General features: G+C 64.0%; 19 protein-coding genes and 1 pseudogene. 11 read left to right on the top strand and 9 right to left on the bottom strand.

Annotated features, from left to right (window positions below):
- The first annotated feature begins 41 nt into the window (after positions 1–41).
- The 3 genes from P3T21_RS16685 to P3T21_RS16675 all read left to right on the top strand — a co-directional run bounded on the left by P3T21_RS16685 (position 42) and on the right by P3T21_RS16675 (position 4,118).
- Positions 42–497: an Rrf2 family transcriptional regulator gene (locus P3T21_RS16685; protein WP_429257030.1), complete on the top strand. Its 456-nt coding sequence runs from the start codon at positions 42–44 to the stop codon at positions 495–497.
- A gap of 161 nt (positions 498–658) precedes the next feature.
- Positions 659–1,306, top strand: a complete 648-nt coding sequence (locus tag P3T21_RS16680) for an NAD(P)-dependent oxidoreductase (protein ID WP_429257029.1) — start codon at positions 659–661, stop codon at positions 1,304–1,306.
- 373 nt (positions 1,307–1,679) lie between these two features.
- The gene (locus tag P3T21_RS16675; protein ID WP_429257221.1) at positions 1,680–4,118 is read left to right on the top strand and encodes a mechanosensitive ion channel family protein; all 2,439 of its coding nucleotides are present in this window, start codon (positions 1,680–1,682) and stop codon (positions 4,116–4,118) included.
- A 2-nt stretch (positions 4,119–4,120) separates the two neighbouring features.
- Here the strand turns inward: P3T21_RS16675 and P3T21_RS16670 are convergent, their stop codons facing one another.
- Complete coding sequence (locus P3T21_RS16670) at positions 4,121–4,810, bottom strand: cysteine dioxygenase (protein ID WP_429257028.1); 690 nt, start codon at positions 4,808–4,810, stop codon at positions 4,121–4,123.
- A 131-nt stretch (positions 4,811–4,941) separates the two neighbouring features.
- Here P3T21_RS16670 and P3T21_RS16665 point away from each other — a divergent pair, with 131 nt between their 5' ends.
- Together P3T21_RS16665 and P3T21_RS16660 are read left to right on the top strand one after the other, a co-directional pair.
- Positions 4,942–5,415, top strand: coding sequence for an Lrp/AsnC family transcriptional regulator (locus tag P3T21_RS16665; RefSeq protein WP_429257027.1), 474 nt, complete (start codon positions 4,942–4,944; stop codon positions 5,413–5,415).
- 175 nt (positions 5,416–5,590) lie between these two features.
- Positions 5,591–5,791 (top strand): hypothetical protein, encoded by a 201-nt coding sequence (locus tag P3T21_RS16660; RefSeq protein WP_429257026.1) that lies wholly within the window; start codon positions 5,591–5,593, stop codon positions 5,789–5,791.
- 115 nt (positions 5,792–5,906) lie between these two features.
- Here the strand turns inward: P3T21_RS16660 and P3T21_RS16655 are convergent, their stop codons facing one another.
- Entirely contained in the window at positions 5,907–8,387 is a 2,481-nt protein-coding gene (locus P3T21_RS16655) for an FUSC family protein (protein WP_429257025.1), read from the bottom strand.
- Between the two features lie 207 nt (positions 8,388–8,594).
- Between P3T21_RS16655 and recC the strand changes: the two genes are divergently transcribed.
- Genes recC through P3T21_RS16640 form a run of 3 tightly spaced genes read left to right on the top strand, consistent with a single transcriptional unit; the run spans position 8,595 to position 17,700 of the window.
- The gene (gene recC, locus P3T21_RS16650) at positions 8,595–11,963 is read left to right on the top strand and encodes an exodeoxyribonuclease V subunit gamma (protein WP_429257024.1); all 3,369 of its coding nucleotides are present in this window, start codon (positions 8,595–8,597) and stop codon (positions 11,961–11,963) included.
- The gene (gene recB / locus P3T21_RS16645; protein ID WP_429257023.1) at positions 11,960–15,664 is read left to right on the top strand and encodes an exodeoxyribonuclease V subunit beta; all 3,705 of its coding nucleotides are present in this window, start codon (positions 11,960–11,962) and stop codon (positions 15,662–15,664) included. The genes recC and recB overlap by 4 nt, the downstream gene beginning before the upstream one ends.
- Positions 15,661–17,700 (top strand): AAA family ATPase, encoded by a 2,040-nt coding sequence (locus P3T21_RS16640; RefSeq protein ID WP_429257022.1) that lies wholly within the window; start codon positions 15,661–15,663, stop codon positions 17,698–17,700. Before recB ends, P3T21_RS16640 begins: the two co-directional genes overlap by 4 nt.
- Positions 17,701–17,783: 83 nt before the next feature.
- On the opposite strand, the gene P3T21_RS16635 is transcribed toward P3T21_RS16640, so the two are convergent.
- The gene (locus tag P3T21_RS16635) at positions 17,784–18,425 is read right to left on the bottom strand and encodes a VC0807 family protein (RefSeq protein WP_429257021.1); all 642 of its coding nucleotides are present in this window, start codon (positions 18,423–18,425) and stop codon (positions 17,784–17,786) included.
- A 251-nt stretch (positions 18,426–18,676) separates the two neighbouring features.
- Between P3T21_RS16635 and arfB the strand changes: the two genes are divergently transcribed.
- The gene (gene arfB / locus P3T21_RS16630) at positions 18,677–19,081 is read left to right on the top strand and encodes an alternative ribosome rescue aminoacyl-tRNA hydrolase ArfB (protein ID WP_429257020.1); all 405 of its coding nucleotides are present in this window, start codon (positions 18,677–18,679) and stop codon (positions 19,079–19,081) included.
- An 84-nt stretch (positions 19,082–19,165) separates the two neighbouring features.
- Here the strand turns inward: arfB and P3T21_RS16625 are convergent, their stop codons facing one another.
- Complete coding sequence (locus tag P3T21_RS16625) at positions 19,166–20,449, bottom strand: EAL domain-containing protein (protein WP_429257019.1); 1,284 nt, start codon at positions 20,447–20,449, stop codon at positions 19,166–19,168.
- A 275-nt stretch (positions 20,450–20,724) separates the two neighbouring features.
- On the opposite strand from P3T21_RS16625, the gene P3T21_RS16620 reads away from it, so the two are divergent.
- Positions 20,725–21,015, top strand: a complete 291-nt coding sequence (locus P3T21_RS16620; RefSeq protein WP_429257018.1) for a putative quinol monooxygenase — start codon at positions 20,725–20,727, stop codon at positions 21,013–21,015.
- A gap of 120 nt (positions 21,016–21,135) precedes the next feature.
- On the opposite strand, the gene P3T21_RS16615 is transcribed toward P3T21_RS16620, so the two are convergent.
- The 3 genes from P3T21_RS16615 to P3T21_RS16605 form a co-directional block, all read right to left on the bottom strand.
- Positions 21,136–21,393: a DNA-binding protein gene (locus P3T21_RS16615; RefSeq protein WP_228878138.1), complete on the bottom strand. Its 258-nt coding sequence runs from the start codon at positions 21,391–21,393 to the stop codon at positions 21,136–21,138.
- A gap of 162 nt (positions 21,394–21,555) precedes the next feature.
- The gene (locus tag P3T21_RS16610; RefSeq protein WP_429257017.1) at positions 21,556–21,786 is read right to left on the bottom strand and encodes a hypothetical protein; all 231 of its coding nucleotides are present in this window, start codon (positions 21,784–21,786) and stop codon (positions 21,556–21,558) included.
- Positions 21,787–22,011: 225 nt separating this feature from the next.
- Positions 22,012–22,731 carry a YdcF family protein gene (locus P3T21_RS16605; protein ID WP_429257016.1) on the bottom strand — a complete coding sequence of 240 codons (720 nt, stop codon included), beginning with the start codon at positions 22,729–22,731 and terminating at the stop codon, positions 22,012–22,014.
- 245 nt (positions 22,732–22,976) lie between these two features.
- Here P3T21_RS16605 and P3T21_RS16600 point away from each other — a divergent pair, with 245 nt between their 5' ends.
- Positions 22,977–23,300, top strand: a complete 324-nt coding sequence (locus P3T21_RS16600; protein ID WP_429257015.1) for a hypothetical protein — start codon at positions 22,977–22,979, stop codon at positions 23,298–23,300.
- A 283-nt stretch (positions 23,301–23,583) separates the two neighbouring features.
- Here P3T21_RS16600 and P3T21_RS16595 read toward each other — a convergent pair whose 3' ends face one another.
- The gene (locus P3T21_RS16595) at positions 23,584–23,835 is read right to left on the bottom strand and encodes a hypothetical protein (protein WP_429257014.1); all 252 of its coding nucleotides are present in this window, start codon (positions 23,833–23,835) and stop codon (positions 23,584–23,586) included.
- A gap of 292 nt (positions 23,836–24,127) precedes the next feature.
- Positions 24,128–24,523: pseudogene (locus P3T21_RS16590) on the bottom strand (transposase); the annotation flags it as partial.
- Positions 24,524–24,754 lie beyond the last annotated feature (231 nt).

The raw sequence follows: 24,754 nt of genomic DNA, 5'->3' as shown, positions 1-24,754 counted from the left end.
GTAATTACCATGGTTACACATCGTCGTCGGATACGGTCGCTGTGAATACGAGTAGCCGGTTTGCCTTTGCTGTGCACGTGCTGGCGCTGCTGTCGCTACAGGAAGGCGTGCCGCTGTCGTCGGACATCATCGCGGGTAGCGTGAACACGAATCCGGTGCTGATTCGCCGGTTGCTGTCGATGCTGTCCGAGGCCGGGCTCACCACGTCGCAACTCGGCGCGGGCGGCGGCGCGCTGCTGGCGCGCGCGCCGGAAGACATCACGCTGCTGGAGATTTATCGAGCCGTCGATGACGCGCAGCTGTTCGCGCTGCATCGCGAGGAGCCGAACCCGGCGTGCATGGTCGGGCGCAATATCCAGGTTGTGCTGCGCGACATCATCGACGACGCGCAGCAGGCGATGGAAGCCTCACTCGCGTCACGCACGCTCGCGGACGCGACGGCGGACGTCGAGCGGGCAGAGCGGCAACGCGAACGCAAAAAGCGTGTGCGCGGCTGAGGCGCCGGGTCGCTGGGGCGGATAGCGCGAGGCGATGTTCAAAGCGAAGTTCAAAGCGAAGTTCGAAGACACACGATTCAGACGGGGGGCGAAGCCCCTCTTTTTTCCGCGTTATATGTAATCGACATGGTTACATATAAGCATTTCAAAGGAGTATCACGATGAGCAAGGCACTGAAAATCGCACTCTTTGGCGCGACGGGCATGGTCGGTTCGCGGATCGCGGCGGAAGCGGCGCGTCGCGGGCACGCGGTGACGGCGCTGTCGCGCAATCCGGAGCGCGTCCCGACGGGTGTGGCGAACCTGAAGGCGGCGTCTGCCGATGTGCTTGACGCGGCGAGTGTTGCGGATGCGGTCCGCGGCGTCGATGTCGTCGCGAGCGCCTATGCACCGCCGCAGTCGGATCTGGGCGCGATCGTGACGGCGTCGAAGGCGCTGGTCGAGGGCGTGCGCAAGGCGGGGTTGAAGCGCCTCGTGGTCGTGGGCGGCGCCGGTTCGCTCGAAGTCGCGCCCGGCAAGCAACTGGTGGACACGGACGGCTTCCCGGACGCGTACAAGGCGATCGCCCTCGCGCACCGCGACGCCCTCGCGTACTTCCGCACCGTCAGCGACCTGGACTGGACGTTCTTCGCGCCGGCCGCGCTGATCGCACCGGGCGAGCGGAAGGGCACGTTCCGCACGGCCGCGAACGTACTGGTCGTCGATCAGGATGGCAACAGCCAGATTTCCGCCGAAGACTACGCGATCGCATTCGTCGACGAACTCGAACAGGGCGGCTTCGTCCGGCAGATCGCGACGGTGGCTTACTGACAGGCCGCTTGTCTGACTGGGCTGACGGTGGGCTGACAGTGGGCTGACAGGCGTGATCTGGCGGGTTTGAGGCGAACGCCAGATCGCGCCGACATGTGCAAGTGTCCTAACATCCGGTTACGCATGTAAATGGGGTTGCGCCGCAACTACGGCTACACTGACGTGTCCCGTTTTGTCACTGAATCTCATGAAGTCATGCCCGTCGCGGCGTGAACCCAGGGCCGCGCCGTCAGGCGACGCGCGACCGGCCGCTCACGCCGCACTTCCGCTATTTCCGGCATTTCCGGCACGTCCTTCCTCCCGCCGCCATTCCGACTCCGGGCGCACCGCATCGTGGCGTGCCGCGTGGTCCGCGTACATGTGGCTGGCCGTGATGCTGTGCGCCGTAGTGCTGACGGCCGCGCCCGGCACGGCGCGGGCGGCCGGTACGCCGGTGATCCCCGCGTTGCAGAGCCTGATCAACAGTGCGACGGCGTCGTCGGCGTCCGCGGGTTCGGCGCCCGCAGCGGCGTCTGCGCCCTCGGCGGCGAGCCAGGCCGAACTGTCGCATTCGCTCGACAATGTCATCTCGACGCTCGATAACGACCGCCAGCGCGCCGCACTCGTTACCCAGCTCAAAAAGCTGCGCGACGTATCGCAGACCGTCGGCCCCGCCGCGCCCGCGCAGCCGGGCCCGGGTCTGCTCGGCGCGATCGCCTCGGGCATCGCATCGGTCGAAACCGACGTGAACAATGGCCGCACGCCGCTGCGTTACTGGGCGGGGCGCTTCAATGCGGCCGGCAACGAGTTTTATACGATCGTCGCCAGTCAGGGGCGCGAGTCGTTCGGCCGTGTGCTGCTCGATATGGTTGCGATGCTGGCGGGCTGGGGCGCATGCGCGGGAGGCCTGATTTTCGTGCAGAGGCGGTTGTATGCGCGCTTTGGCATCGTCTACGAACTGAAGCCGAATCCCACTACGCGCCAGTTGCTGGTTTTCGCGCTACGGCGCGTCGGGCCCTGGATCGTTGCTTTCGTTGCCGCGCTGCTGTTTGCGCGCGCGATGCCCAATGCACTGGGGCGCACGCTCGGCATGGTGATCGCGTATGCGATCGTCGCCGGTGCGGTGTTTTCGTCGATCTGTCTGATCATGTTTTCGCTGTTCGGCTCCGGGCACCGGCGTGTCGCAGTGCGGCTGCTGCTGGAGCGTGGGCGCCGGTTGCTGTTCGTGATCGGCATCTGCAGCGCGCTTGGCGACGCGGCCGTGAATTACGACGTCGCGCATGAGCTTGGCTCGAATCTCGCGGCGCTGGTCTCGACCGCCGCGAACATGACGGCCGCGGTGCTCACGGGCTATTTCGCGCTCGCATTCCGCCGTCCGGTTGCGCATTTGATCCGTAACCGCTCGTATGAGCAGCGGCACAGCCATAAAGCCGCCACCGATGCGTTCGACGTGCTCGCATCGCTCTGGCATCTACCGATGCTGATGCTCGCCGCCGTTTCGGTGGTCGCGACGATCGCGGGCATCGGCACCAGCGAGAACGTGCTGCAGATTTCGGTGTTGACGGCGCTCCTGCTGGTGCTGGCATTCTTCCTGAGCGCGATTGTGATGCGCATCACACGTCCCGGCGACGCGCGGCGCCGGCGTCGCTCACCCTATGTGACGCGGCTGCTGCGCTTCGTCGGCACGCTGATGGTGCTCTTCATCTGGCTCGCGTTCCTCGAATTCGCCGCGCGATTGTGGGACGTTTCGCTCGCGCAAATCGTCGAGGAAAGCGTCGCTGTACGGGGCGTCGCGCACGCGGCGACGGCGATCATCACGACGGTGTTTGTCGCGTGGCTGATCTGGATTCTGGTCGATACGGCGATTCTCGACGCGCTCAACCCGAGCAGCCCGCGCACGAAGGGGCGCAACCCGAGCACGCGTGCGCGCACGATGTTGCCGCTCGTACGCAACGCGCTGCTGGTCTCGATCCTGACGATCGCCGGGATCGTGACGGCCGCGAATCTCGGCATCAACGTGACGCCGCTGCTAGCCGGCGCGGGCGTGATCGGGCTTGCGATCGGTTTTGGCGCACAGTCGCTCGTGACCGACCTGATCACGGGCCTCTTCATCATCCTCGAAGACACGGTTTCAGTGGGCGACTGGATCGACGTCGACGGTGGTCACGCGGGCACGGTGGAGCATCTGACAATCCGCACCGTCCGTCTGCGCGACGGGCAGGGCGCGATTCACGCCATTCCGTTCTCGCAGATCAAGATCGTGAAGAATCTGTCGCGCGATTTCGCCTATGCGGTGTTCGAGGTGCGCGTGCCGTTCTCGGCGGATGTCGATCAGGTGACGCGCCTGATCCGCGAAGTTGGCGCCGATCTGATGGCTGATTTCCGTTATCGGCGTGAGATGCTGGGATCGGTCGAAGTGTGGGGGCTCGACCGGTTCGATCCGAACTGGATGGTCGTCAAAGGACAGATCAAGACGCGGCCGCTGCAGCAATGGAGTGTTGCGCGGGCGTTCAACCTGCGGCTCAAACGCAAGATGGACGACGCGGGCATCGAGATTCCGGTTCCGCAAATGCGCGTGTACACGTCGACGAAGGACGAAGCCGGGGTGGACGTCGCGCAGGAAGAGCTGCATGCGCCGATGCATGCCGCGGGCTCTGGCTCTGGTTCTGGCCGGCCGTCCGGTTCGGGTTCAGGGCCCGGCGGTTCGGCGGGACCGGTTGGGGCGCCGGCGCGCGATGTTTCGCATGCGCCGCGTCCGGCGCCGCCTTCCACGGGTGAAACGGCGCCCGTCGCGCCGCAGATTCCGACTGCCGGCGAGGCCGGCAAAAGCTAGTTTCAGGCGAAGGTGCGATCAACTGCGCCCGCGGTCTCCGCAGCGACGCGCAACAGATCGTTCACATGCGTGGCGATCTGTTCGCCCGGCACGCCGTACAGGTGGAGCGAAACGGCGCGTGCGTTGCAGGCATTCCCAAGCTGATGAATGCCCGAGCGACCGGCGCGTGTGAACGAGACGGCGCCGCTCGCGCGCGGGTGCGTCCGCACCTGGGAGGCGCACTGCGTGGCTTCGCTCCATTCGAAAACCTTCTCGGTCAGCGTGCCTTCGATAACGGCATAGCCGCACCACGTGTGATGCGCATGCACGGGGCTCATCTGACCGGGCATCCACACGAGCGCGGCGACGGCATAGCGGCCGAGCGGATCGGCGGCGAGCAGATGACGGCGGTACGAATCGACCGAGCCTTCGCGCTGTGCGGCCGTCAACAGCGTGGCATCGGCGATGGCGCTGGCCAGGGCGGCGCGCACGGCGCGAGCGAAGGCTGCGCGATGCGATGGCTCGGCGTTGTCACCGGACTGGACTGATTCTTCGAAGGCATCGTCAAGCGAACGACATAGCTGATCGATGGCTGATCGAGGCCGGGTAGCCTGCGTCGCGTGCGAACGGAAATATCCGGCGTCCGCGGCGGGTGCCGCGACGGTGGCGAGGGCGGCACGGTCGAGGAGAATCAGGTCGGCGTGGTGGCTCATGGCGGAGTGGAAAGTCGTTGTTGTGTGGTGATCGAACAATGACATTTATACCGGTTTGCACGGAGAAAGAGTTTCCATATAATTTCATCCAATAGCTTAAAAATAGAATAATTTTCTACCTGGGTGCTCTCATGGGAATGGACCTCATCGACCGGAAGCTGCTGGAATTGCTTCAGGCCGACGCAACAATGCCGATCGCCGAACTTGCGCAGCAGGTGAACCTGTCGCAGACGCCATGCTGGAAACGCGTGCAACGACTCAAGGAAGCCGGCGTGATCCGGGCGCAGGTGGCGCTGTGCGATCCGCGCAAGCTGGGCGTCGGAACGACGGTATTTGTAGCCGTGCGCACGAACCAGCACACGGAAGAATGGGCGCAGACCTTTACGCGGGCCGTGCAGGACATTCCGGAGGTGGTCGAGGTTTACCGGATGAGCGGGGAGACGGACTATCTGCTGCGCGTCGTCGTGTCCGATATCGACGACTACGATCGCGTCTACAAGCTGCTGATTCGCGCCGTGCCGCTTTACGACGTCAGCTCCAGTTTTGCGATGGAGCAGATCAAATATTCGACGGCGCTGCCGGTGCGCGCTGCGGCGATCGCGTAAGTTGCCTCGCGCGAGATGACGCGGTGCGCCTGGCAGGTTTCACGGGGCGCTGCCGATGCGGCGGCACGTGTAGTGGGTGCCTTCACGCGCAATGTCAGGTGCATTGCAAGCAGAGTGCAAGCACTGCGGGCGTAGAATGCCGCTTCCTTCGACACAACCCGCAATCTGATACCCCATGAACGAACCGCGCAAGAAGAATCCGACCTTTGGCATTGCCGTCTTTATCGTGGTCGTCGTGCTGATGGTGATCGGGACGGTGGCCTACAACGCGACCAAAGAAAAGCGTGAGTTCGATCAGCAAAGCACATCCATGCCCAAGGCCGCTTCGCTGACAACGACGACGGGCCCGAACGCTGCGACTGGCGCGTCGCAGTAAAGCAGTTTCAGGTTTCGGGATGTCACGCCGCAGGTTGATGCCGGCGCACGCAGCTTGCAGCTGAGCCGGCCGGAACGGCGCCTCAACTGCGCATCACTTGCGCCGGGTCTTGCGTCTAGTCTTCCGGCAATCGGATCACGCTGGCGTCCTTGCGGATCTGGTGCGACGCGGCGACCATCTGCTTGCATTGATGCGCGAGCTGTTTCAGGTCGTGAACCGCATCCGCCGAATAGTCCGGCGACTGTCCCGCTGCCACCACTGTTGCATCGAGTTCGCGCGTGAGCTGCTTCACGATGTCGGTCTGATCGGACGGCGGCGGGTTACCCGTTTCGGCTTCTGTCAGGCTTTCCCGCACGACGGTGAGTGCCCGTTGCAGCGACTGGAGTGACACGCCGTCCTTTTGCTGCGCGGCCGTGCGCAGCAGCGGCGCCGCGGCCGTGATATGCGACGCAAGCACGTGACTGCGAACCAGCAGATCGTTGAGTTCGGGCACGAACTTCTGCGCCGACTTCGGTTCGAGCATCATCCGCTGGAATGCCTGGCCGAGATTCGCAAACGCGACGTGCACGTTCTTGCGCGCCAGACGATAGCGGAAGTCACGGTCGAGCGCGCTGGCGGCAGCCGCTGCAGCAGGCGACGCCGCAGCAGGCGTAGTGGATGCTTTCGCGGACACACCAGGTACGGCGGCCGCGCTGCCGGCAGTGGGTTTGAGCGCTGCATTGCCGACGACGGACGGCGCAAGCACCGCCGTGTCGCCACCTGCCGGCACAAGCACAACCGCCTCACCGCCTGCCGACGCTTCAGCCATCGCCGCGACGGGTGCCCGTGCGCCGGCTTCAGTCACCGCGGCTGCGGAAATGCCGGCGGCGGCCGCGCCGGGCCTGCCGCTCCACCACCAGCTGGCTTCCAGATACTGCCGCGTCGCCGAGATCATGTCGTTGACGAGCTTGCCCATCAGCCGGTATTCCCAGTACGGGAACAGATGACTCGCGGCGATCGCGATCGCACACCCTACGACGGTATCGATCGCCCGCTCGCCGATGATGTGCAGGCTGCCCGGCGCCAGCAGATGGAACATCAGCAAGACGTACGACGAGGTGAACACGACACTTGCCGTGTAGTTGAATAGCAGCAGGCTGTAGCTCATCACCATCGACGCGAACATCACGATCAGCAGGACGTGCGGTTCCTTGACGAAGATCATCAGCCCGATACTGGCGCCGCAGCCGATCATCGTACCGACGATCCGCTGTCCGTTACGCTGCTTGGTGAGCGAATAACCGGGCTTCAGGATGATGACGGTGGTCATCACGATCCAGTACGCGTTCGTTAGCGGCAATAACCGGCCGAGCCAGAAGCCAACCGCCACGGCGATCGTCACGCGCAGCGCATGCCTGAAACTCGGCGACGCCATGGTCAGATTCGAGAAGATCTGCCGGAACGGCACGCGACGGCTCGAAATGAAACGCGACAGCGCCTGGTCGACGCGGACTTCTGTTTCTGTCACGTCGGCGTCGTCAGAGAGGCTCCTGCGCATCTTGTCTATCAGACGCGTCGCGCTCCAGACGCGCCGGAAGGTGGCGGACACCGCCGCGTAGGCCTCCGGGTTCTTCGATGGCAGATCGTTCTTGCGCAGCAGTTCGATCTCGAATTCGATCGCCCGCAGTTCAGCCTTCATGCTGATGCGCAGCCGCGGCGGCCGGTTACGCAACGCGGCCAGCCCGATGTCCTCGAGATCCGCCGCGACCTTTCGCATCAGATCACGGTAAAAGATGAGCAGGTCCGAGCCGCCAAACGTATTGCGCACCAGTGGATAGTCCGTGTGCGCGCCAACGATCAGTTCATGCAGGTCGACGGTATTGATAAAGAGATTGAACAGTGAGGCCCGGCGGCCATCCAGCTTGCCGCTCTTCAGTTTCGGCAGATTACGCAGCACGATGTCGCGCGCGGCATCCTGACGTTCGACCGCTGCAATCTGCTTCGCGACCAGATTGCGGTAGCACTCGTCGAGGTCGTGATCGAGATCATAGAAATCGGAGCGGGCTAGCAGATAATCGGCGCACGCGAACACGCTCTCCGCCAGCGCCTGCTGTTCAATGCGATGCATCATCCAGTGGCTGACCAGTGTTGCCCAGTACGTGTACCAGAGCCCGCCCAGCAGAATCCACGAAGCATTGACGAGCGCCTGCAGCGGCGTGAAGTGCTCCTCGAGCGTCATGATCATCATGAACAGCGTCGCGAAGCTGATCTGCGGCCAGCGGTTGCCGTAGACAACGATTAACGACAGCACAAAGGTGAGCGGTACGACCGTGCACCAGAGCGCGACAGAATTGACCGTGGCGAGCCCGGTGGCAAGTGCAGACAGAAACCCGATCACGCTGCAGGCAAGCATCTCGTTGTGCTTGTACTTGAGCGGCCCCGGCATGTCGACGACACAGGCGCCGAGGGCGCCGGTCGCGATCGTAAACCCCAGATCGCGGTTGTGGAACACGACGAGACACAGGACGGCCGGTAACGACACGCCCACCGCGATGCGCAGTCCGCCATAGAAGTACTGGCTGTACAAAAATTTCTTGATTTCGACCGAATAGCGCATCGACTGCCTGGGTTTTCCTGAGTTGAGGGAAACGTAAAAACGATTGAGGGGCCAGACTCAAGCTGCGTCGAGTCTAACTGATTTTGCCTGTGCTCTGACCTCATCCGTTCGGCCAGGTTCTATGCGATCGATGCCTTTGTTATGCTGTCGCCTCAATGTCTGTCGTCGTCTTCTGTCGGGGCGGCGGCGCCCGTTTCCATAGGCTCCATGCTCCAGCTCTTCTACTCGAACCGATACGAGACGCTCGCGGCCGCGTTGCTTGACGATCTGTCCGCTGCACCGTCTGATCCGTGGACGGCGCAGTCCGTCATCGTTCCGAGCGCCGCGGTGCGCCGCCAGCTGGAAATCGATATTGCAGAGCGGCATGGCGTCTGCGCCAATGTCAACTTTGGCTATCTCGCGCAGTGGCTGTGGGCGCGCATCGGTGGCGTGATTCCCGTGCCTGTCCATTCGCCTTTCGCGCCTGACCGGCTCGTGTGGCGTTGCTATCGTCTGCTCGGCGAGGGTGACGGCGCGCCATGGAGCGCGTCGCCGCGGCTGCGCAGCTATCTCGATGCGGCCGATTCGCCGATGCGTTACGAACTGGCACGTCGCATCGCCACCGTGCTGGACCACTATCTGACATACCGGCCGGAGTGGCTCACGCAATGGCAGGCGGGCGGTTCGATCTTCGCGGGCGCTTCCGGTCCGGCGAACGATCGCGGTCCGCGGCTCACGGGCGGTAGCGACGCCATCCGCGAGGACGAACGCTGGCAGGCTGCGCTTTGGCGCGCATTGTCGATGGAAGTCGCGGGCGACGTTCAATCGCCGTCCGACGCAACGCCGCCCGCGTATCGCTTTCTTGACGAAGTGCGCAGGCTCGATCTCGACGCCGTCGCGCGGGCGAACTGGCCCGAGTCCGTCAGCGTGTTTGCGCTGCCGACCATGCCGCCGCTGCACGTCGCGCTCCTGCGTGAGCTGTCGCGCTGGGTCGACGTGCGTCTTTATGTGATGAACCCGTGCCGCGAGTACTGGTTCGATCTCGTCAGCGAAGGCCGTATCGAATCGCTCGATGCCGCAGATCAACTCGATTTCCAGGAAGTGGGTCATCCGCTGCTCGCGGAGTGGGGCAGGCAGACCCAGGCGCAACTGCATATGCTTCATGAACTGACGGAGAGCGCTGCGTCGAGCGAAGTGTCGTACTTCGTCGAGAACCCTGCCTCGAGCTGGCTTGCCCGTGTACAGAACGCGATTCTCGATTTGCACGACGAGGCGGGAAGCGAGCCGCCCGTCGAACATGGCGTCGAGGTCCACATCTGTCACAGCCTGTCGCGTCAGCTTGAAGTGCTGCACGACCGGCTGCTAGGCTGGTTCGACGAGTTCGACGACCTTCAGCCGTCGGACGTACTCGTCGCATTTCCCGACCTCGGTGCGGCCGGTCCGCTGATCGATGCGGTGTTCGGCACGGCGCCGTCGGGTGACACGCGGCGCATTCCCTATCGCATCACCGGCTTGCCGCCTTCGCAGGCCAATCCGGTCGCGCGCGTGCTGCTCGACTGGCTTGCATTGCCAGACCGCAGTGTGGGCGCGCCGGAACTGATCGAATGGCTGCGCGTCGATGCGATCGGCGCGCGCTATGGCATCGACGCCGTTGCGCTCGAAGCAGCGCAGGAATGGCTGGCAGCCGCAGGGGCGCGTCGCGGTCTCGCACCCGTCGAGCCGGACGACGCGGCGGTGCCTATCGCGCGCCACACGTTCTCGGACGCACTCACGCGCCTGTTCCTTGGCTACGCAATGCCTGACGGCGGCGATCCCGTCGACGCCTGGTTGCCGGTGGAAGGCGCCGATGGTTCGGATGCGGAACTGCTGGGGCGGCTCGCGCGCTTTGTCGACGATATCGACGCCTTCGCGCGTCTTTGCGAGACCGAGCACACGCCGGCGGAATGGACCCAGCTATTGCTGGAAACGCTCGGTCAGTGCTTCGATGGCGGCGTGCTGTTCGCCGATGCGCTCTCGGACGTGCGCGATGCGCTCGACACCATGGGGGAAGCAATGCACGCGGGCGCGAGGGACGTGACGTTGCCGGCGGCAGTGGTGCGCGCGGCGTTCGCCGAAGCGCTCGATGATCCCGCGCGCGGTGGCGTGCCATGGGGTAGCGTGACGTTCTCGTCGCTGACCAGCCTGCGCGGTCTGTCGTATCGCGTCGTGTGTCTGCTAGGCATGGACGACGGCGTGCTGCCAAGCCTTGCGCGCGCGGACGAATTCGATCTGATGGCTGCGTTCGGCAAGGCGGGGGACCGCCAGCGGCGCGATGACGAACGCAACCTGTTCCTCGACCTGCTGCTGGCCGCACGCGACCGTCTGCTGATTGCCTATACGGGGCGCAGCATTCGCGATAACGCGTCGTTGCCGCCGGCAGCGCTGGTCGACGAGCTGCTCGATCATCTGGCGCGTGTTTCGTCAGGGTCGGATGCGACCCCTGCCGAAACGGATCTCGCGCGGCGCGCATTCATCGTTGAGCATCCTTTGCAGCCGTTCGCGGCTGACTATTTCGAGTCGAACCGCGGGCTCTTTACGTACGATGTGGATCGCGCGGAACTCGCCGGTTTGCTGGCAGCGCCGCATGGCGCAGCCGTTGCGCCATTCTTTGCAGAACCGTTGCCGGCCGAGCCGGCAGCACCCGTCGCGTTCGACAGTTTTCTGCATTTCTGGCGCCATCCAGCGCGCGCGATTTTGCGCGACCGGCTCGGCATCGTACTGTCCGACGCTCAGGGTGAACTGCTCGATATCGAACCTTTTGAACTCGACTACGCGGGCCGGGACGCGCTCGCTGACCGTCTGTTGCCCGGTCTCCTCGAACGCGATGTGGACGATGACGCGTTTGCGCGCGCGCGTCGCGTGGCAGAGGCGAGCCCTGAGTTGCCAGGCGGCGCGACCGGGGCCGTCTGGCGCGCGCGTGAACTCGGCGCGTTGCGACAACTGGCGGACAACGTACGACGCGAACTCACGGCGGGCGTCGAGCGTTTGCACTTCGCGCTCGACATCACACCGCGCTGGCCGGATACCGGTGACGTGGCGTTGTTCAGCGCATCCGACGCCGCGCTACGACAGGCTGCTGAACAAACGCCGTTCCAGCTGCATGGCACGCTCAACCTCCTGACGGAAACCGGTCAGGTGATTTTTCGCTATTCGCGGCCCACGGCGCGCGACTATCTGTCCGCGTGGCTTGCACACCTCGTCTATTGCGCGCAGGATCCGTCCGGCCCGCGGCGCACGGTCTGGCATGGCAGTGGCGATACATTCGAACTCGCGCCCGTCGAGGCTCCTCTTGATGAACTTGCGCCGCTTGCCGCACTGTATCGGGCGGGACGCATGATGCCGTTGCGCTTTTTCCCAAAAAGCGCGTGGGCCAGAATCAATGACAGCGATTCAGCCGCGCAGGGCGCATGGATCAACGACCGCGTGCGCGGCGAATCCGACGACGCGGCGCTGAGGATCGCCTTGCGCGGCACGCCGCTCACGCTCGACGAACCGTTCGGCACGCTCGCCGCGATCGTTTTCAAGCCGCTTGTCCAGCATCTGCGGAGCGCATCATGAGCGGCGCATCGTGGACGCATGCAACGGCGGCGGAAGAACTCGATGTCTTCGCGTGCCCGCTTGATGGCGTGAACCAGATCGAGGCGTCGGCGGGAACGGGCAAGACGTGGAATATCTGCGCGCTGTACGTGCGGCTCCTGCTCGAGAAGAATCTGAACGCCGACCAGATCCTGGTCGTCACTTTCACGAAGGCGGCGACGGCGGAACTGCACGAACGCATTCGCGGGCGGCTGGCCGAACTGGATCGCGCGATCGAAACCGGCGATGATGGCGGCGACCCGTTTATTGCGAGACTGTTCGAGACCACGCTCGCGCCGGAGAACGGCATCGATCTGGGCGATGCGGCGAAGGTCGTGCGTCGCGCGTTACGGACGTTCGATCAGGCGGCCATTCACACCATTCACGCGTTCTGTCAGCGGGCCTTGCAGGAAGCGCCTTTCGCGGCGGCGATGCCGTTCGCCTTCGATATGGAAGCGGACGATGCCGCGTTGCGCTTCGAACTCGCTGCTGATTTCTGGCGACAGCGCGTCGAGCCGGTCGCGGCCGCGCATCCCGCGTTCGCTTCGTGGCTCGTGGCGAAGCACGCGGGGCCGGTCTCTCTCGACCAGCAACTCGCACGACGCCTCAAAAAGCCGCTCGCGCAGTTGCGCTGGGGCGGCCTCGATACGGGCGAAGCGTCCGGCGTGCAGGAGATGCAGGCGCGATTCGACGAAGCGCGTGAGCTCTGGCGAGCCGAACGCGATGCGATCGTCGGTCTGCTTGCTGAAACGCAGGAGCGTCTCAGCAAGACGTCGCACAAGCCGGATGCAGTGAGCGCCGCGATCTCCGCGTGGACCGAATACTTCGCCGGCGACGATCCTCACGAAGCACCGCCGCGCACCGCGCTGAAGCTGACCGCGTCTGCGCTAAAGAAGGCGACAAAGGTCAGGTTCGAGCCACCTGAACATCCGTTTTTCGCGCTGGCGGACGAACTCGCGGCAGCCGTCGTCGCATCGGAGGCCACGCAACGCGCGCGCTGGCTTACGCTGGTCCAGACATGGCTCGACACCGCGCCGGCCGAACTCAGTGCGCGCAAACGTACGCGTCGGGTGGTGTCATTCGACGATCTGCTGTCGAATCTGTATCGTGCGCTCGCAGTCCATCCGTGGCTCGCTGACGCATTGCGCGTCCGCTATCCGGCCGCGTTGATCGACGAGTTTCAGGATACGGACCCGCTCCAGTTCGCGATCTTCAATCGCATTTTCGCGCCGGCAGGGCCGCTCTTTCTCGTCGGCGATCCGAAACAGGCGATCTACAGCTTCCGCGCGGCGGATCTGCACACCTATCTCGCTGCGCGCGATGCCGCGTCCGCACGCTACACACTGGCAGTCAACCAACGTTCGACGTCGCCGATCGTCGAGGCGTGCAACCGGATCTTCGAGGCCAATCCACAGGCGTTCGTGCTGGAAGGTCTCGATTACCAGCCCGTGCGCGTGGGCGCCCGGCAACGTGCGCCGTTCATCGATCCAGACTGGCAGGGTGGCGACTTTCGTATCTGGATGCTGCCGCAAGGCGAAAGCGCGTTGGCTAAACGCGAGGCTCAGCGTCAGGCCAGTGAAGCGTGCGCCGCGGAGATCGTGCGCCTGCTGCGCGGCGCGCGGGAGGGCACGGTGTCGATCGGCGATGTGCCGCTTGCGCCGGGCAATATTGCGGTGCTCGTACAGACGCATCGACAGGGCAGTCTCGTCAAACGGGCGCTTGCCGCGTGGGGCGTCGGCAGCGTCGAACTTGCACAGGCTTCGGTATTTTCGACGCTGGATGCGGAGCAGATCGAGCGCGTGCTGGCGGCGGTCGACACACCCGGCGATCTGCGTCGCTTGCGGGCCGCCCTCGCGACGGACTGGCTCGGGCTCGATGCCGCCGCGCTGTGGCGCCTCGAACAGATCGCCGAGGTGCCGTTGACGCAGAATGACCCAGCACACGCGGCCGATGCGATGAGCTGGGTCGAGCGTTTTTCGCGTTACCGGATGCTGTGGCACGAGCGCGGCTTCGCGGTCATGTGGCGCACGTTGATGCGCGAACTGCGCGTCGCGCAACGGCTGGTTGCAGGCGTGGACGGCGAACGCCGGTTGACCGATGTCAACCATCTCGCCGAACTCGTGCAGTCGCGCGCCGCGACGCAGCCCGGTATTGCGCCGACGCTGCGCTGGCTCGCGGCGCAACGTACCCAGGGCGGCGGCGAGGAAGCACAGTTGCGTCTCGAATCGGACCGCAATCTCGTGCAGATCGTGACAGTCCACAAGTCGAAAGGGCTCGAATACGCGGTCGTGTTCTGTCCGTTCCTTAACGACGGCAAGTTGCGCGAACCGCCTTCATCGGGTCTGCCGGACGCACGCGAATATCACGATGATGAAGGCGCGGCCGTGCTGCACTACGGTTGCGACGACGACGAAGCGGAGCGCGCCCAGCGTTTTGCCGCCCGCGAACAGGCGGCGGAACGCGCGCGGCTCGTCTACGTGGCGCTTACACGGGCTGTGTATCGCTGCTATCTCGTCGGTGGCGTCTACCTTTCGTCGCGTTCGACGAAAGAGTCGCGCCGCAGCGTGCTGAACTGGCTGGTTGCCGGTAGCGGTCACACGTTCGATGCCTGGCTCGCCGGGCCACCGGATGAAAGCGTGTTGCAGACGCGCTGGCGTGCGTTGTCGGGCGGTCCCGTATCGATCGAGGCATTGCCTCCAATGACGCGTCGCGTGCCACTGGAAAACCAGCAGGCTGACGGCACGAAAATGCAGTCGCGGATGAACCGTCGTCTGTTGCGCGATCAATGGCGCATGGCCAGCTTCAGCGGGCTCGTGGCGGCCGGCGCGCGCACCGAAGAAGCTTTCACGCAAACGGAAGATGCACGTCCCGATCACGATGAAATCGTCGATGTCGCTGTGGACGTGAACGCCGCGCCGGTCATCGTGCAGCGCCCGGCACACGCGCCGGACGACATCCTGGCTTTTCCGCGCGGCGCGGCGGCCGGTGAATGTCTGCACCGGATGTTCGAACTGGCCGACTTCGCCGATGCCGGGACCTGGCCGGGAGCGATCGAACGCGCATTGCGGGAGCGACCTGCGCCTGCACTGCCTGAACTCGCGCGGCAGATGCCTTCGATGATGCACAACCTGCTGACCGACGTCGTCACGACCGAACTCGTGCCGGGCATGACGCTCGCCTCGCTGAATCCGCTGCGGCGCCTGAACGAACTCGAGTTTCTGTTTCCCGCACACGCGCTCGACTTTCCAGCGTTGCGTGCGCTGCTGATATCGCACGGTTACCCGGACGTCGCGCTGGAACCGGGTGTATTGCGCGGCTTCGTCAAAGGATTTATCGACATGATCGTCGAGCACGGCGGTCGCTACTGGATCGTCGACTGGAAATCGAACCATCTCGGCGATACGCCCGATGACTACGCTGCGGCGTCGCTCGAAGCGGCGATGGCAAGTCACGCGTATCACCTTCAGGCGTTGCTCTACACGGTTGCGCTGCACCGGTATCTGCGCGCACGCGTGCGCGACTATTCCTACGACACGCATATTGGAGGCTATCTGTATCTGTTCGTGCGGGGTGTACGGCCGCAATGGCGTCACGCGGAAGGCGCAGCGGGTGTCCACGCACGTACGCCGCAGGCGGAGCTCGTGTTTGCACTGGATGCCTTGATGGATGGAGGCGCGGCATGAGCGCATTTGAACAACCGCCACTCGACATCGAAGTCACGCTGCCGACACCCGCGGATTTCAGCACGGCGCTCGCCGAAGGTTTCGCGCGTCGACTGGGCGTGCTGACACGGCGACTCGGCGGCAACGCATCGAGCGTGCGCTGGGCACAGCGCGCGGCGTTCGCGATCAGTCGCGCGACGGCCGAAGGTCACGTCTGTGTGCCGCTCGATGTGCTCGCGAGGCGCTACGAAACATCGGAAGCGGATGCGCGCGCGGCGCTATCGGCGAGCGGTATTGCCTGCGACGGTTCGCAGGAGGCCGCAGCGCTGCGGCCCCTGGTCATCGACGGGCAGGGCAGGCTGTACCTCGCGCGCTATTACGACTATGAACGGCAGCTTGCCCGCGCGCTCGTCGCGCATGCGCACGCGCAGGCGCATGGAAACGGCGAGGCGCCTGCGCCCGTCAGCGACAACGCAGCAGAAAACACGGACGCGCTTCGTGCACGTCTGCTGCGATATTTCGGTTCTTCCCGGGATGACGCGGTCGACTGGCAGCGCGTCGCGGCAGTCATGGCGTTGTCGGGCCGGCTCACCATCGTGAGCGGCGGCCCGGGCACCGGCAAGACGACGACCGTGGCAGGCGTCCTCGCGTGTCTGCTCGACGCCGCGCCGGATCTGCGCGTGGCACTTGCCGCGCCCACCGGGAAGGCGGCCCAGCGCATGCAGGAAGCACTCCTTGCCCGTGCCGGCGATCTGCCGCCCGATATTGCCGCGCGTCTTCCACAGACGTCCTGGACATTGCATCGTCTGCTCGGCAGTGGACCGGGTGGCCGCTTCAGACATCATCGCGACAATCCACTTCCGTACGACGTGATCGTGATCGACGAAGCATCGATGATCGACGTCGCCATGGCCGCGCATCTGCTCGACGCGATCGCGCCGCAGACCCGTCTCGTGATGCTGGGTGACAAGGATCAGCTTGCGGCGGTCGAGGCAGGCGCCGTGTTCGCGGAACTCAGCGCGCGTCCGGCTTTCAGCGCTACAGGTATCGCGCGGGTCGCCGCGGCGCTGGATATCGACGAGTCGCAACTTGTGGCGTCGTTACCTTCGCAGGTGGTGTCAGCAAAGGCGAATGCATCGCCCCTTTCGCCATTCGACGATGATCTGTTCGGAGCGCCGCCGTACGGAGAAGAGCGCAGCGCCAGCCGCGAGCCTGGAGAAACAGCCGCGCCGCTTGCCGATGCCGTCGTCTGGCTCGAACGCAACTACCGCTTCGGTCTGGATTCGGCGATTGGTCAGCTGTCGCTCGCGATTCGTGGCGGCGACCCGCACGCAGTGCTCGATACGCTGGCAACTGATCCTGACTCACCGTGCGTGGCCGCGCTCTACGAAGACGCGTCGCCCACTTTGAGTGACCGCACGGTTGCACGACTTGCGGCCGGTTTCACCCCGTATGCCGACGCGCTCGCAGACGCGCTTGCCGCCCGCTCGCCAGACCCGGCGCTGCTATTCGATGCGTTGAACCAGTTTCGCATCCTGTGCGCGACGCGCTCGGGGCTGCGCGGCGTCGATCAGATCAATACGTTGGTGGCCGCGCAGGTGCGTCGTGTGGCGCGTGTCCCGTTGACGGTCGGAGCGGGCTGGTTCGCGGGCCGGCCGGTCATGGTGACGCGCAACGATTACGCGCTCGGTCTCTTCAACGGCGACATCGGCATCGCACTGCCGGGCGCGGACGGCGCGCTGCGGGTGTACTTCCGCACGGGCGATGGCAGCCTGCGCGCGGTATCGCCAGCCGCGCTACCGCCGCACGATACCGCGTTCGCGTTGACGGTCCACAAGTCACAGGGTTCGGAATTCGAGCACGCCGCACTTATTCTGCCTTCGACGTTCAGCCGCGTGCTGTCGCGGGAGCTGGTCTATACGGCGATCACGCGCGCGCGTCACCGGGTTGAAGTGATCGGTTCGCGCGCAGTGTTGTCGCAGGCGGTCGCAACGCCTACGCAGCGCGACTCGGGCCTCGCGGCCCGCATCGCGGAGGCGCTGGAGCGTGACGCATGACCCGCGTTGTCGAAACGCGTGCCAGACAGACCAGGCTCTCCAGTCAGAGCCGACCGGCCCGGCAGCGCAAACAGACTGGACAGCTACCCGGCGACGCCATCGGCCTCGCTGGCATCTGTCACGCGTCGGCGCATGCCTTTTCGGTACCACACGGTCCACAGCAGCAACGCGCCGTAGATGCCGTAGCTCACGAACGGCGACACGACGAGAAAGCGTTCGACCGGCCACGTCATCGCCATGAAGGCACGCAGCGCGGTTTCGAGCGTCAGGCCCGCGCCCCATACGGCCGTCATCAGTCGAAGCTCGGACGCGAAAGCGGGGCGTTCGTGCCACAACGCGTCGATGTGCGCGGCGCCGTCTGCCTTTTCCCGGGCAACGGTTGCCCGCGCGAGATAGAACACGAGCGGCCGCGGCATCAGGAGCGAAACCAGGAACGCCACGCCGATCGCGCCCGACACCAGCGACTCGCGCAGCAACAGCATGCGCGGCCTGCCGCCCGCCGCCATCGCTGCGATCGACAGCACAATGCCCAGCAATACCAGCACGCTCAGCGCATCGACGCGACGAAAGCGCGCCAGTTCGACAAGGCTCCAGACAACCGGCGGCACCGCCGAAGCGATGAGGCCGCCCGTTTCGCCCCAATGCGGCGCGGCGAGGCGATACGCGAGCCATGGCAACAGCAGGTTGACCACCAGTTCGAGGAAAAAACTCGCGCGTATTTTCATGCGGATCGGTGTGATGTCGAAGTGTCGCAAGTATCGTCAGGGTACCGGACACAGGCAAATGTTTTTTATTCGATGCGCCCGGCCGAGGACGCGGGTAAAGTGCCGCGCAGGTGGCGCCCGGATTGCGGCATGGCGTCGCCGCTGTCGGTCATTCTATCGTTCATTGTCCGGCCGGGCTGCATTTGGCACGCGGCCCGAACGACTGGAATCGATCCGGCTATTCCCGCGTCTGATTGCAAAACACCCGAGCCATGACTTCACGTTACCCGGTCCCACTGAACGAAATCGAATTGACGGCTGTGCGCGCGCAGGGAGCAGGCGGGCAGAACGTCAACAAGGTGTCGAGTGCGATTCATCTGCGCTTCGACGTACGCGCGTCGTCGTTGCCCGAGGTGCTCAAGATGCGCCTGCTCGCGTTGTCGGATCATCGCCTGACGCGCGATGGTGTTGTCGTCATCAAGGCGCAGGAGCATCGCACGCAGGAAATGAACCGTGCCGCCGCGCTTGCGCGCCTCGATCAGCTGATTGAAAGCGTCAGTGTCAGCCGCAAGGCGCGGGTCGCCACGCGTCCAACGCGGGCGTCGAATCTGCGCAGGCTCGACGGGAAAACGAAGCGCGGTGAAATCAAGGCAGGCCGCGGACGCGTGGAGGACTGATCTTTCCCTATGGCTGACCGAAACGCAAGGGACGCCTCCATGCCACCGGAGCGCACACCCACGAACGCACATGCGCACACAATTTCAACGCGCACCCCCGTGCGACCGGTCCGGCAGAAAATCCGCGCAGAACACCTCCGGGCCTTCCGTCCCGTCAGTGCGCTCGATAGCAATCGCGGCCGTGTAGCAATCCTCACCCTCGGTCAGCGAGTAATGAGGTCCCATCATCGCGACGTGTCCCGGTGACGCCATCGCGTGCCGGAAATACGCGCGCCGTGACCAGTTGTTATGCGTATCGGGAAAGAGCGGCGCGAGGCGCGACGGCGGCGGCGCGAGATCCTTCGCCGTCACAGACGGCTGCTCCTGCAACCCGCGCGCGTTGAGCAGGAACACGCGTCGCGCTTCGCCCACGTTGAACACCTGTTCGGCCGCCTGCGTCAGATCGCCGGTCGCTGAATACACGCGTGCGCCCGCGCGGACTGCTTCGGCGAAACTTTCGAAACCCAGCTGCTGGTGATGCGCATTCGCGCGGTCGTAAGCGTCGTACTTGAGCCACATCGATTCGATCAGTTCCGGCGCGCCTGCACCCGCCGCGCGCACGGACGCCTGCGGCATGCCGAACCAGTATCCCTGCACGAAATCGACATCGGCCTGCATCAGAATCATCAGTTCGTCGTCAGTCTCGACGCCTTCGGCGAGCACCAGCGTGCCGGCCTGATGCAGCATCGCGATCAGATGCGTCATCAGCGATTCGTCGCCCTCGCGCTTGCCGGCGCGCGCGATCAGCGAGCGGTCCAGCTTGACGATATCCGGACGCAGTCGCCACACGCGGTCGAAGTTCGAGAAGCCAGTGCCGAAGTCGTCGATCGCGATCAGGAAGTCGCGCGGCCGGGTCGCGGCGAGCGTGCGCGCCACGGCTTCTTCATCGCCGGCAGGTTGCTCCAGCAGTTCGATCACGATGCGCTCTCGCGGAAGGCCGAAGTGCGCAGACAACTCGTCGATAAACGCGCGATGCGGCCAGCGTGTTTCGAAGACCTGTGGCAGCGCGTTCAGAAAAAGCCAGCACGCGTCGATCTTCTGTTCGACGAAATTTGCGACGTGCAGGCAGCGTGAGAGCCGATCGAGAATCGGCGCGTTCGCATGCAGCTGCGCCTGCGAGAAGAGTGCGTCGGGCGTCACGGGATTGCCGGCCGAATCGGTTGCGCGCAGCAGCGCCTCATAGCCGACGATGCGCTGATGCGTGATCGACAGCACCGGCTGGAACACGCTATGCAGTGTGATGGACCGCCAGTTGGCCGACCAGCCGTCCCCATCCCGGACGATGCGGGGCAGGAGGCGGCTGAGTGTTAGTTCGTCGACGGTGGACATCCGGGTTTGCCGTGGGCAACGTGCTTCGACATGCTGCCGGCCGCGGACTCTTAGCGCGCTTCACCGGCGAAAAGCCTCGCGCGAGCGGGGCTGCGTAATCTGTGTCCGAGGGCGTACTCCAGCACCGTCGCGCAGAGCGCCGTGCAGACCCTGGGTCGAAAACAGTCTATCAGGTCATTTGCGTGACGAGTGTTCGGCGAATCACAGAATGGGAGGTGCCCAGCGCGCTCGCGGCGCGGCGGGTATCCTGCTGTCTTTCTGAAACGGAGAGCGATATGTCGGAAGTAGCAGTGGTTGCAATCTCGGTAGCAAAGCCGGGCTACGAAGAGCAGTTGCGTGAAGCGCTGACAGGCATCGTCGGTCCGACGCGCAAGGAACAAGGCGCGCTGCAGTATGACCTGCATCGCGATGTAAGCGAGCCGCGCCGTTTTGTGTTTGTCGAGCGCTGGGAAAGCGAGGCGGCGCTGGCCGCACACGCGAAGTCCGCGCACATCGCCGCCTGCGGGCAGGCGGTGAAGGACTGGGTCGAACACTCGGAAATTCGCGTGGTGTCGAAGATCGCGTGATGGCGCAGCCGGCGCTTCGGCTTTCGCGTGCTGGCTCGAATATTTGATCCGCGAATGGAAAGACGGCGGGCACTTGCCCGCCGTCTGTGGTTCTTGTCGCTTGATCGTGCGAAAGAAGCTTTAGTGCGTCGCCTGTGGGACGTCGAGAATCAGGATGATGGTCCAGTCCGCGTCGCCTTCGTGATGATACTGACGCTCGGCGACGATAAACGGCTGCTGTTTGCCAGCCGGGCCGAGGAACAGCACGTCGCCTTCCATGGGCAGGCATTCGACCGGCGGCAACGCGAGAAATGCTTCCTGGCTGCCGCGTGGCATCAGTTTTTCAATCTTGCGGGACGCTGCTTCGGTCCATTCGATGTCCAGCTGGATGTTGCTCATTCTGTCCTCCGCACCAGGGTGCGCACGGGTTGGGATGGGTGGGTGCGCGACTTTAGCATACCGTTGCCGGGCCGCCGGCAATAAAAAAGCCGAAGCCGGTAACGCCGGCTTCGGCTTTTCCTCCTCGATGCGGCATGGTTTGCCGCGACGCCGGAGCAAATGTTATTCGGCCTTCGGCACTTTCTTGTGTTTCATCGACTTGCCATGATGAGCCGGCATGGGCGCGTTTTCCATGGCCTGCTGTTTGGCTTGCAAATCCTGCGCACGTTGCTCGACGTCAGCGGCTTTCGCCGGATCGGTGCTCATCGTGACGCCGCTGTCGGACTGCGCGTAGGCCGCGCCCGTCGACAACGCGGAAAGGGCAACCAGGACTGCCAGGGACGCTTTTTTCATCGCTACCTCCGTAGAGTGGTTTATGGACCCGAGTAATGCCTGTCCAGTCGGAAAGACACTGCATTCTAGCGAGCAATATCTGCTCCCGCGGACAACCCGTAACAGAATTGACAGTTCGTTACATTCGGTTACATGGCGCGCCGATGCGGTCGATGCGGCTGTGCCAGCACCGATGCGACCAGCGAGTCCTTTAATTAAAGCAGCATTCGCCGTGCCTCGCGTTGATCAGAACCAGCCAATCGCGCGGTAGACGTGAAATTGTGCAATCCCGATCAATTCGTGCAGCGCGATGTTGGCATTGACGAGGTTGATATAGCGCGGCAGCACGCCGGTTTGCGCGCGTCGCGTATTTGAAATAACCGGCTGCGGAAAACTGCCGAAACGGTGGAAGTCCAGCAACGCGCGCGGCATCTGATGCGCGGATGTCACGAGTATCAACGAATCGTAATGTACGTGTTGCAGAATGGTGACGACGAACTTCGCGTTTTCATAAGTCGTGAGGCTGCGGTTTTCGAGCACGATGTCATTGCGCGCGACGCCGCGTTGCAAAAGCCAGGGCAGATAGGTGTCGGCCTCGGTGGCTTCGTGACGCTGCGGATTGCCGCCGCTGACGATGACATCGCAGCGCGTCGCGACGCGTGTACAGCCCGCGTAAAGTTCGGCGGTTTTCTCGATGCGGGCGATGGCATCGCGCTTCGGAATCAGGCGATCGTGATCGTCGTATTCCGTGCCGCTGCCGAGCATGACGATCGCGGTGTGTCCGGCGAAAGTTGCGCGCGCAACGGGACAGGCGCCGTGTTGCGCCCACGCCAGTAAGGGTGCCGTTAGCCATCCGGACGAGAGCAGCCAGAAGAGCGTAAGCGCGATAATGGCGATGATCGAACGCAACCGGCGCAAAAGCAGGAAAGCTGCAAAAAAAAGCGCCAATAAAGTGAATAGAATCAATTTAAATGGGGTAACGTATCACTTTCGGGACAATCTTCGCGCCTGCCATCGCACCGGTACGGAAAGCATCGTGGGCACGGGGAGAGAACGTCAGCAAGGCGTTCGTACGGGGGTCCTGAATATAACAGGCAGCACCCGGTGGCAAACGGAACATCGGGCGAATCCGGTGCTTCGCATCTCACCAGTGGCGCGGTGATTGGCGTTGCGCAAGTCGTGTCATGGCTGCACTTTAAGAAAGAAGTGAGATGACCACGTATTCCAACGAAGCGGTACTTGAAGCGCTGAGGCGGGCGCAATATCGCCAGGTGCCCTGGGCCAGACGCCCCGGTGTTTTCGAATATCTTCGCGCGCTGGGTCTCATGGAGACCGTTCGACAGCGCACGGTTGCCCCGGCGCCGGGCTTTCACGCCCCGGTAGACATCGCGGTGCTGACCGAGCGGGGCAGGGCAGAGTTCGCGCGGCTCGAACGCGACGAACGTTCGCTGCAGTGGCATGCCCACCGGATGAACCATTACATCGCAGTCACGCCTGAGGTGAGCACGGCCACCGCTTTCGAAGCGCGTCCGTAACTGCCGCAGGCTTGCACGAACCCGGCGCTCCGCGTCGGTGAGAACCGATTGCGCAAAAAAAAGCCCGTATCGCGAGATACGGGCTTACCGGAATTACTTCTGCCACGCTGTGCTTATGGCTTGGGTGAGACAATGCCCATTCCCAAGTGGTTCCCGGTATTGTTCGCATGTTTCGCTCACGATCGCCGCGGCCCGCATCACGGCTTGAATTGCGGTCGTGCCCGGCATCGTGGCCTGTTCAGGTTCGGGCATGCGGTGGTCTTCACATCGACATCCGGTAGCGTTAACGCCGGCGTTGACCATTGTCGTGAGAGGGCTCGGGCCGCTCGCGCGCGTTACTCGCGATATCTCCGCGCAGGTCACCACGCGGCGTGGGCGGCGTAAAGCCGTGGCCCGGCGCGTCGTTTTGCCATGCCTTCAGGCTGGCAGGACGTTCCGGATGCAAGTTCCACGTCTGCGGCCGTTCCTGGGCCAGCGTGGGTGCGGCAAGTGTTGAAACCACAATGCCGCACAGAAGCAGGGACATTGGTTTCATGAGGGGCTCCCGTCAAGCCATCGGGAATAGGCTTGTTCGCATACTCATACGGTATGCTCAGGAGCGAAAGCACGCTGTAAATAATGGTAAAGAGATGTTTCGTCAGCGGCTGAATACTGGTCGGGCGCTGCGTGCGCCAGCCGGCTTCCAGCGTTGTCGAAGTATGCAGGGAAGAGCGTTGGAAACGCTGTCGCGGCCGCCGGAAGAGCGAGCGAAATCGACGTGCTGAAGCGGGCGCCGTCAGATGCTCAACGGGCGCCCGAAGGCGCCCGGTGGCATGGGGTTGGCGTCAGGCCATCTTGACCGGCGCGCGCCAGGATTCCGGATTGGTCCAGAATGCGCCGCGCAGTCGATCGCGGCTCGGCGGTGCGGGCGGCTTCGCCGCCGTCGCTCCGATGCGTCCGCGCAGCGAAATTTCGCGGCCGCTCGTGCCCAGTCGCTTAACTATTTCGGCGAGCGTACCATCGGCCTGCCACTCGTCGAAACGACGGCGGCAAGTGGGGGGCGACGGATAGCGGCCTGGCAGTTTGGACCAGCCTTCACCCGTCGACAGCACCCACAGCACAGCATTGACAACCGCGCGGGCTTCCACGCGAGGACGACCGCGTCGTTCGCTTCGTGCTGGCTCCGCACAGAACAACGCCTCGACCAGCGCCCACTCGTTGTCTCTCAAATCGTCGAACAGCATCATGTTTTCACCTCAGCGAAGCTAACTCCGGTGCGCTGCCCCGCGCCGCGCACTCTTCATGCACCCGAATTCGAGTGCCAGGCGGGGTCGGGCTTGCCACGGCGTCTAGAGCGTTTATCAAGCGGCGAGCAGCGCCGACCCAGTATTCACCCTAATGCATGAAGCGTGCCATTTCTTCCGCGAACGCCTCAAAACCCCGTGGCATCAGGCCAGCGCGGGCGCTAGTCAGTG

This window comes from Paraburkholderia sp. GAS334 (assembly GCF_050436625.1).
Classification (GTDB): Bacteria; Pseudomonadota; Gammaproteobacteria; order Burkholderiales; family Burkholderiaceae; genus Paraburkholderia.
The sequence above is the reverse complement of the archived record's forward strand: the minus strand, read 5'-3'. Positions and strand labels throughout refer to the sequence as shown.

Coding starts and splice junctions, on each gene's coding strand:
- P3T21_RS16625 (WP_429257019.1), bottom strand. CDS start 20,449: ATGTCCACCGTCGACGAACTAACACTCAGCCGCCTCCTGCCCCGCATC.
- P3T21_RS16600 (WP_429257015.1), top strand. CDS start 22,977: ATGACCACGTATTCCAACGAAGCGGTACTTGAAGCGCTGAGGCGGGCG.
- P3T21_RS16665 (WP_429257027.1), top strand. CDS start 4,942: ATGGGAATGGACCTCATCGACCGGAAGCTGCTGGAATTGCTTCAGGCC.
- P3T21_RS16655 (WP_429257025.1), bottom strand. CDS start 8,387: ATGCGCTATTCGGTCGAAATCAAGAAATTTTTGTACAGCCAGTACTTC.
- recB (WP_429257023.1), top strand. CDS start 11,960: ATGAGCGGCGCATCGTGGACGCATGCAACGGCGGCGGAAGAACTCGAT.
- P3T21_RS16620 (WP_429257018.1), top strand. CDS start 20,725: ATGTCGGAAGTAGCAGTGGTTGCAATCTCGGTAGCAAAGCCGGGCTAC.
- P3T21_RS16660 (WP_429257026.1), top strand. CDS start 5,591: ATGAACGAACCGCGCAAGAAGAATCCGACCTTTGGCATTGCCGTCTTT.
- P3T21_RS16635 (WP_429257021.1), bottom strand. CDS start 18,425: ATGAAAATACGCGCGAGTTTTTTCCTCGAACTGGTGGTCAACCTGCTG.
- P3T21_RS16640 (WP_429257022.1), top strand. CDS start 15,661: ATGAGCGCATTTGAACAACCGCCACTCGACATCGAAGTCACGCTGCCG.
- P3T21_RS16680 (WP_429257029.1), top strand. CDS start 659: ATGAGCAAGGCACTGAAAATCGCACTCTTTGGCGCGACGGGCATGGTC.
- P3T21_RS16670 (WP_429257028.1), bottom strand. CDS start 4,810: ATGAGCCACCACGCCGACCTGATTCTCCTCGACCGTGCCGCCCTCGCC.
- P3T21_RS16615 (WP_228878138.1), bottom strand. CDS start 21,393: ATGAGCAACATCCAGCTGGACATCGAATGGACCGAAGCAGCGTCCCGC.
- P3T21_RS16595 (WP_429257014.1), bottom strand. CDS start 23,835: ATGAAACCAATGTCCCTGCTTCTGTGCGGCATTGTGGTTTCAACACTT.
- P3T21_RS16610 (WP_429257017.1), bottom strand. CDS start 21,786: ATGAAAAAAGCGTCCCTGGCAGTCCTGGTTGCCCTTTCCGCGTTGTCG.
- P3T21_RS16675 (WP_429257221.1), top strand. CDS start 1,680: ATGCTGTGCGCCGTAGTGCTGACGGCCGCGCCCGGCACGGCGCGGGCG.
- recC (WP_429257024.1), top strand. CDS start 8,595: ATGCTCCAGCTCTTCTACTCGAACCGATACGAGACGCTCGCGGCCGCG.
- arfB (WP_429257020.1), top strand. CDS start 18,677: ATGACTTCACGTTACCCGGTCCCACTGAACGAAATCGAATTGACGGCT.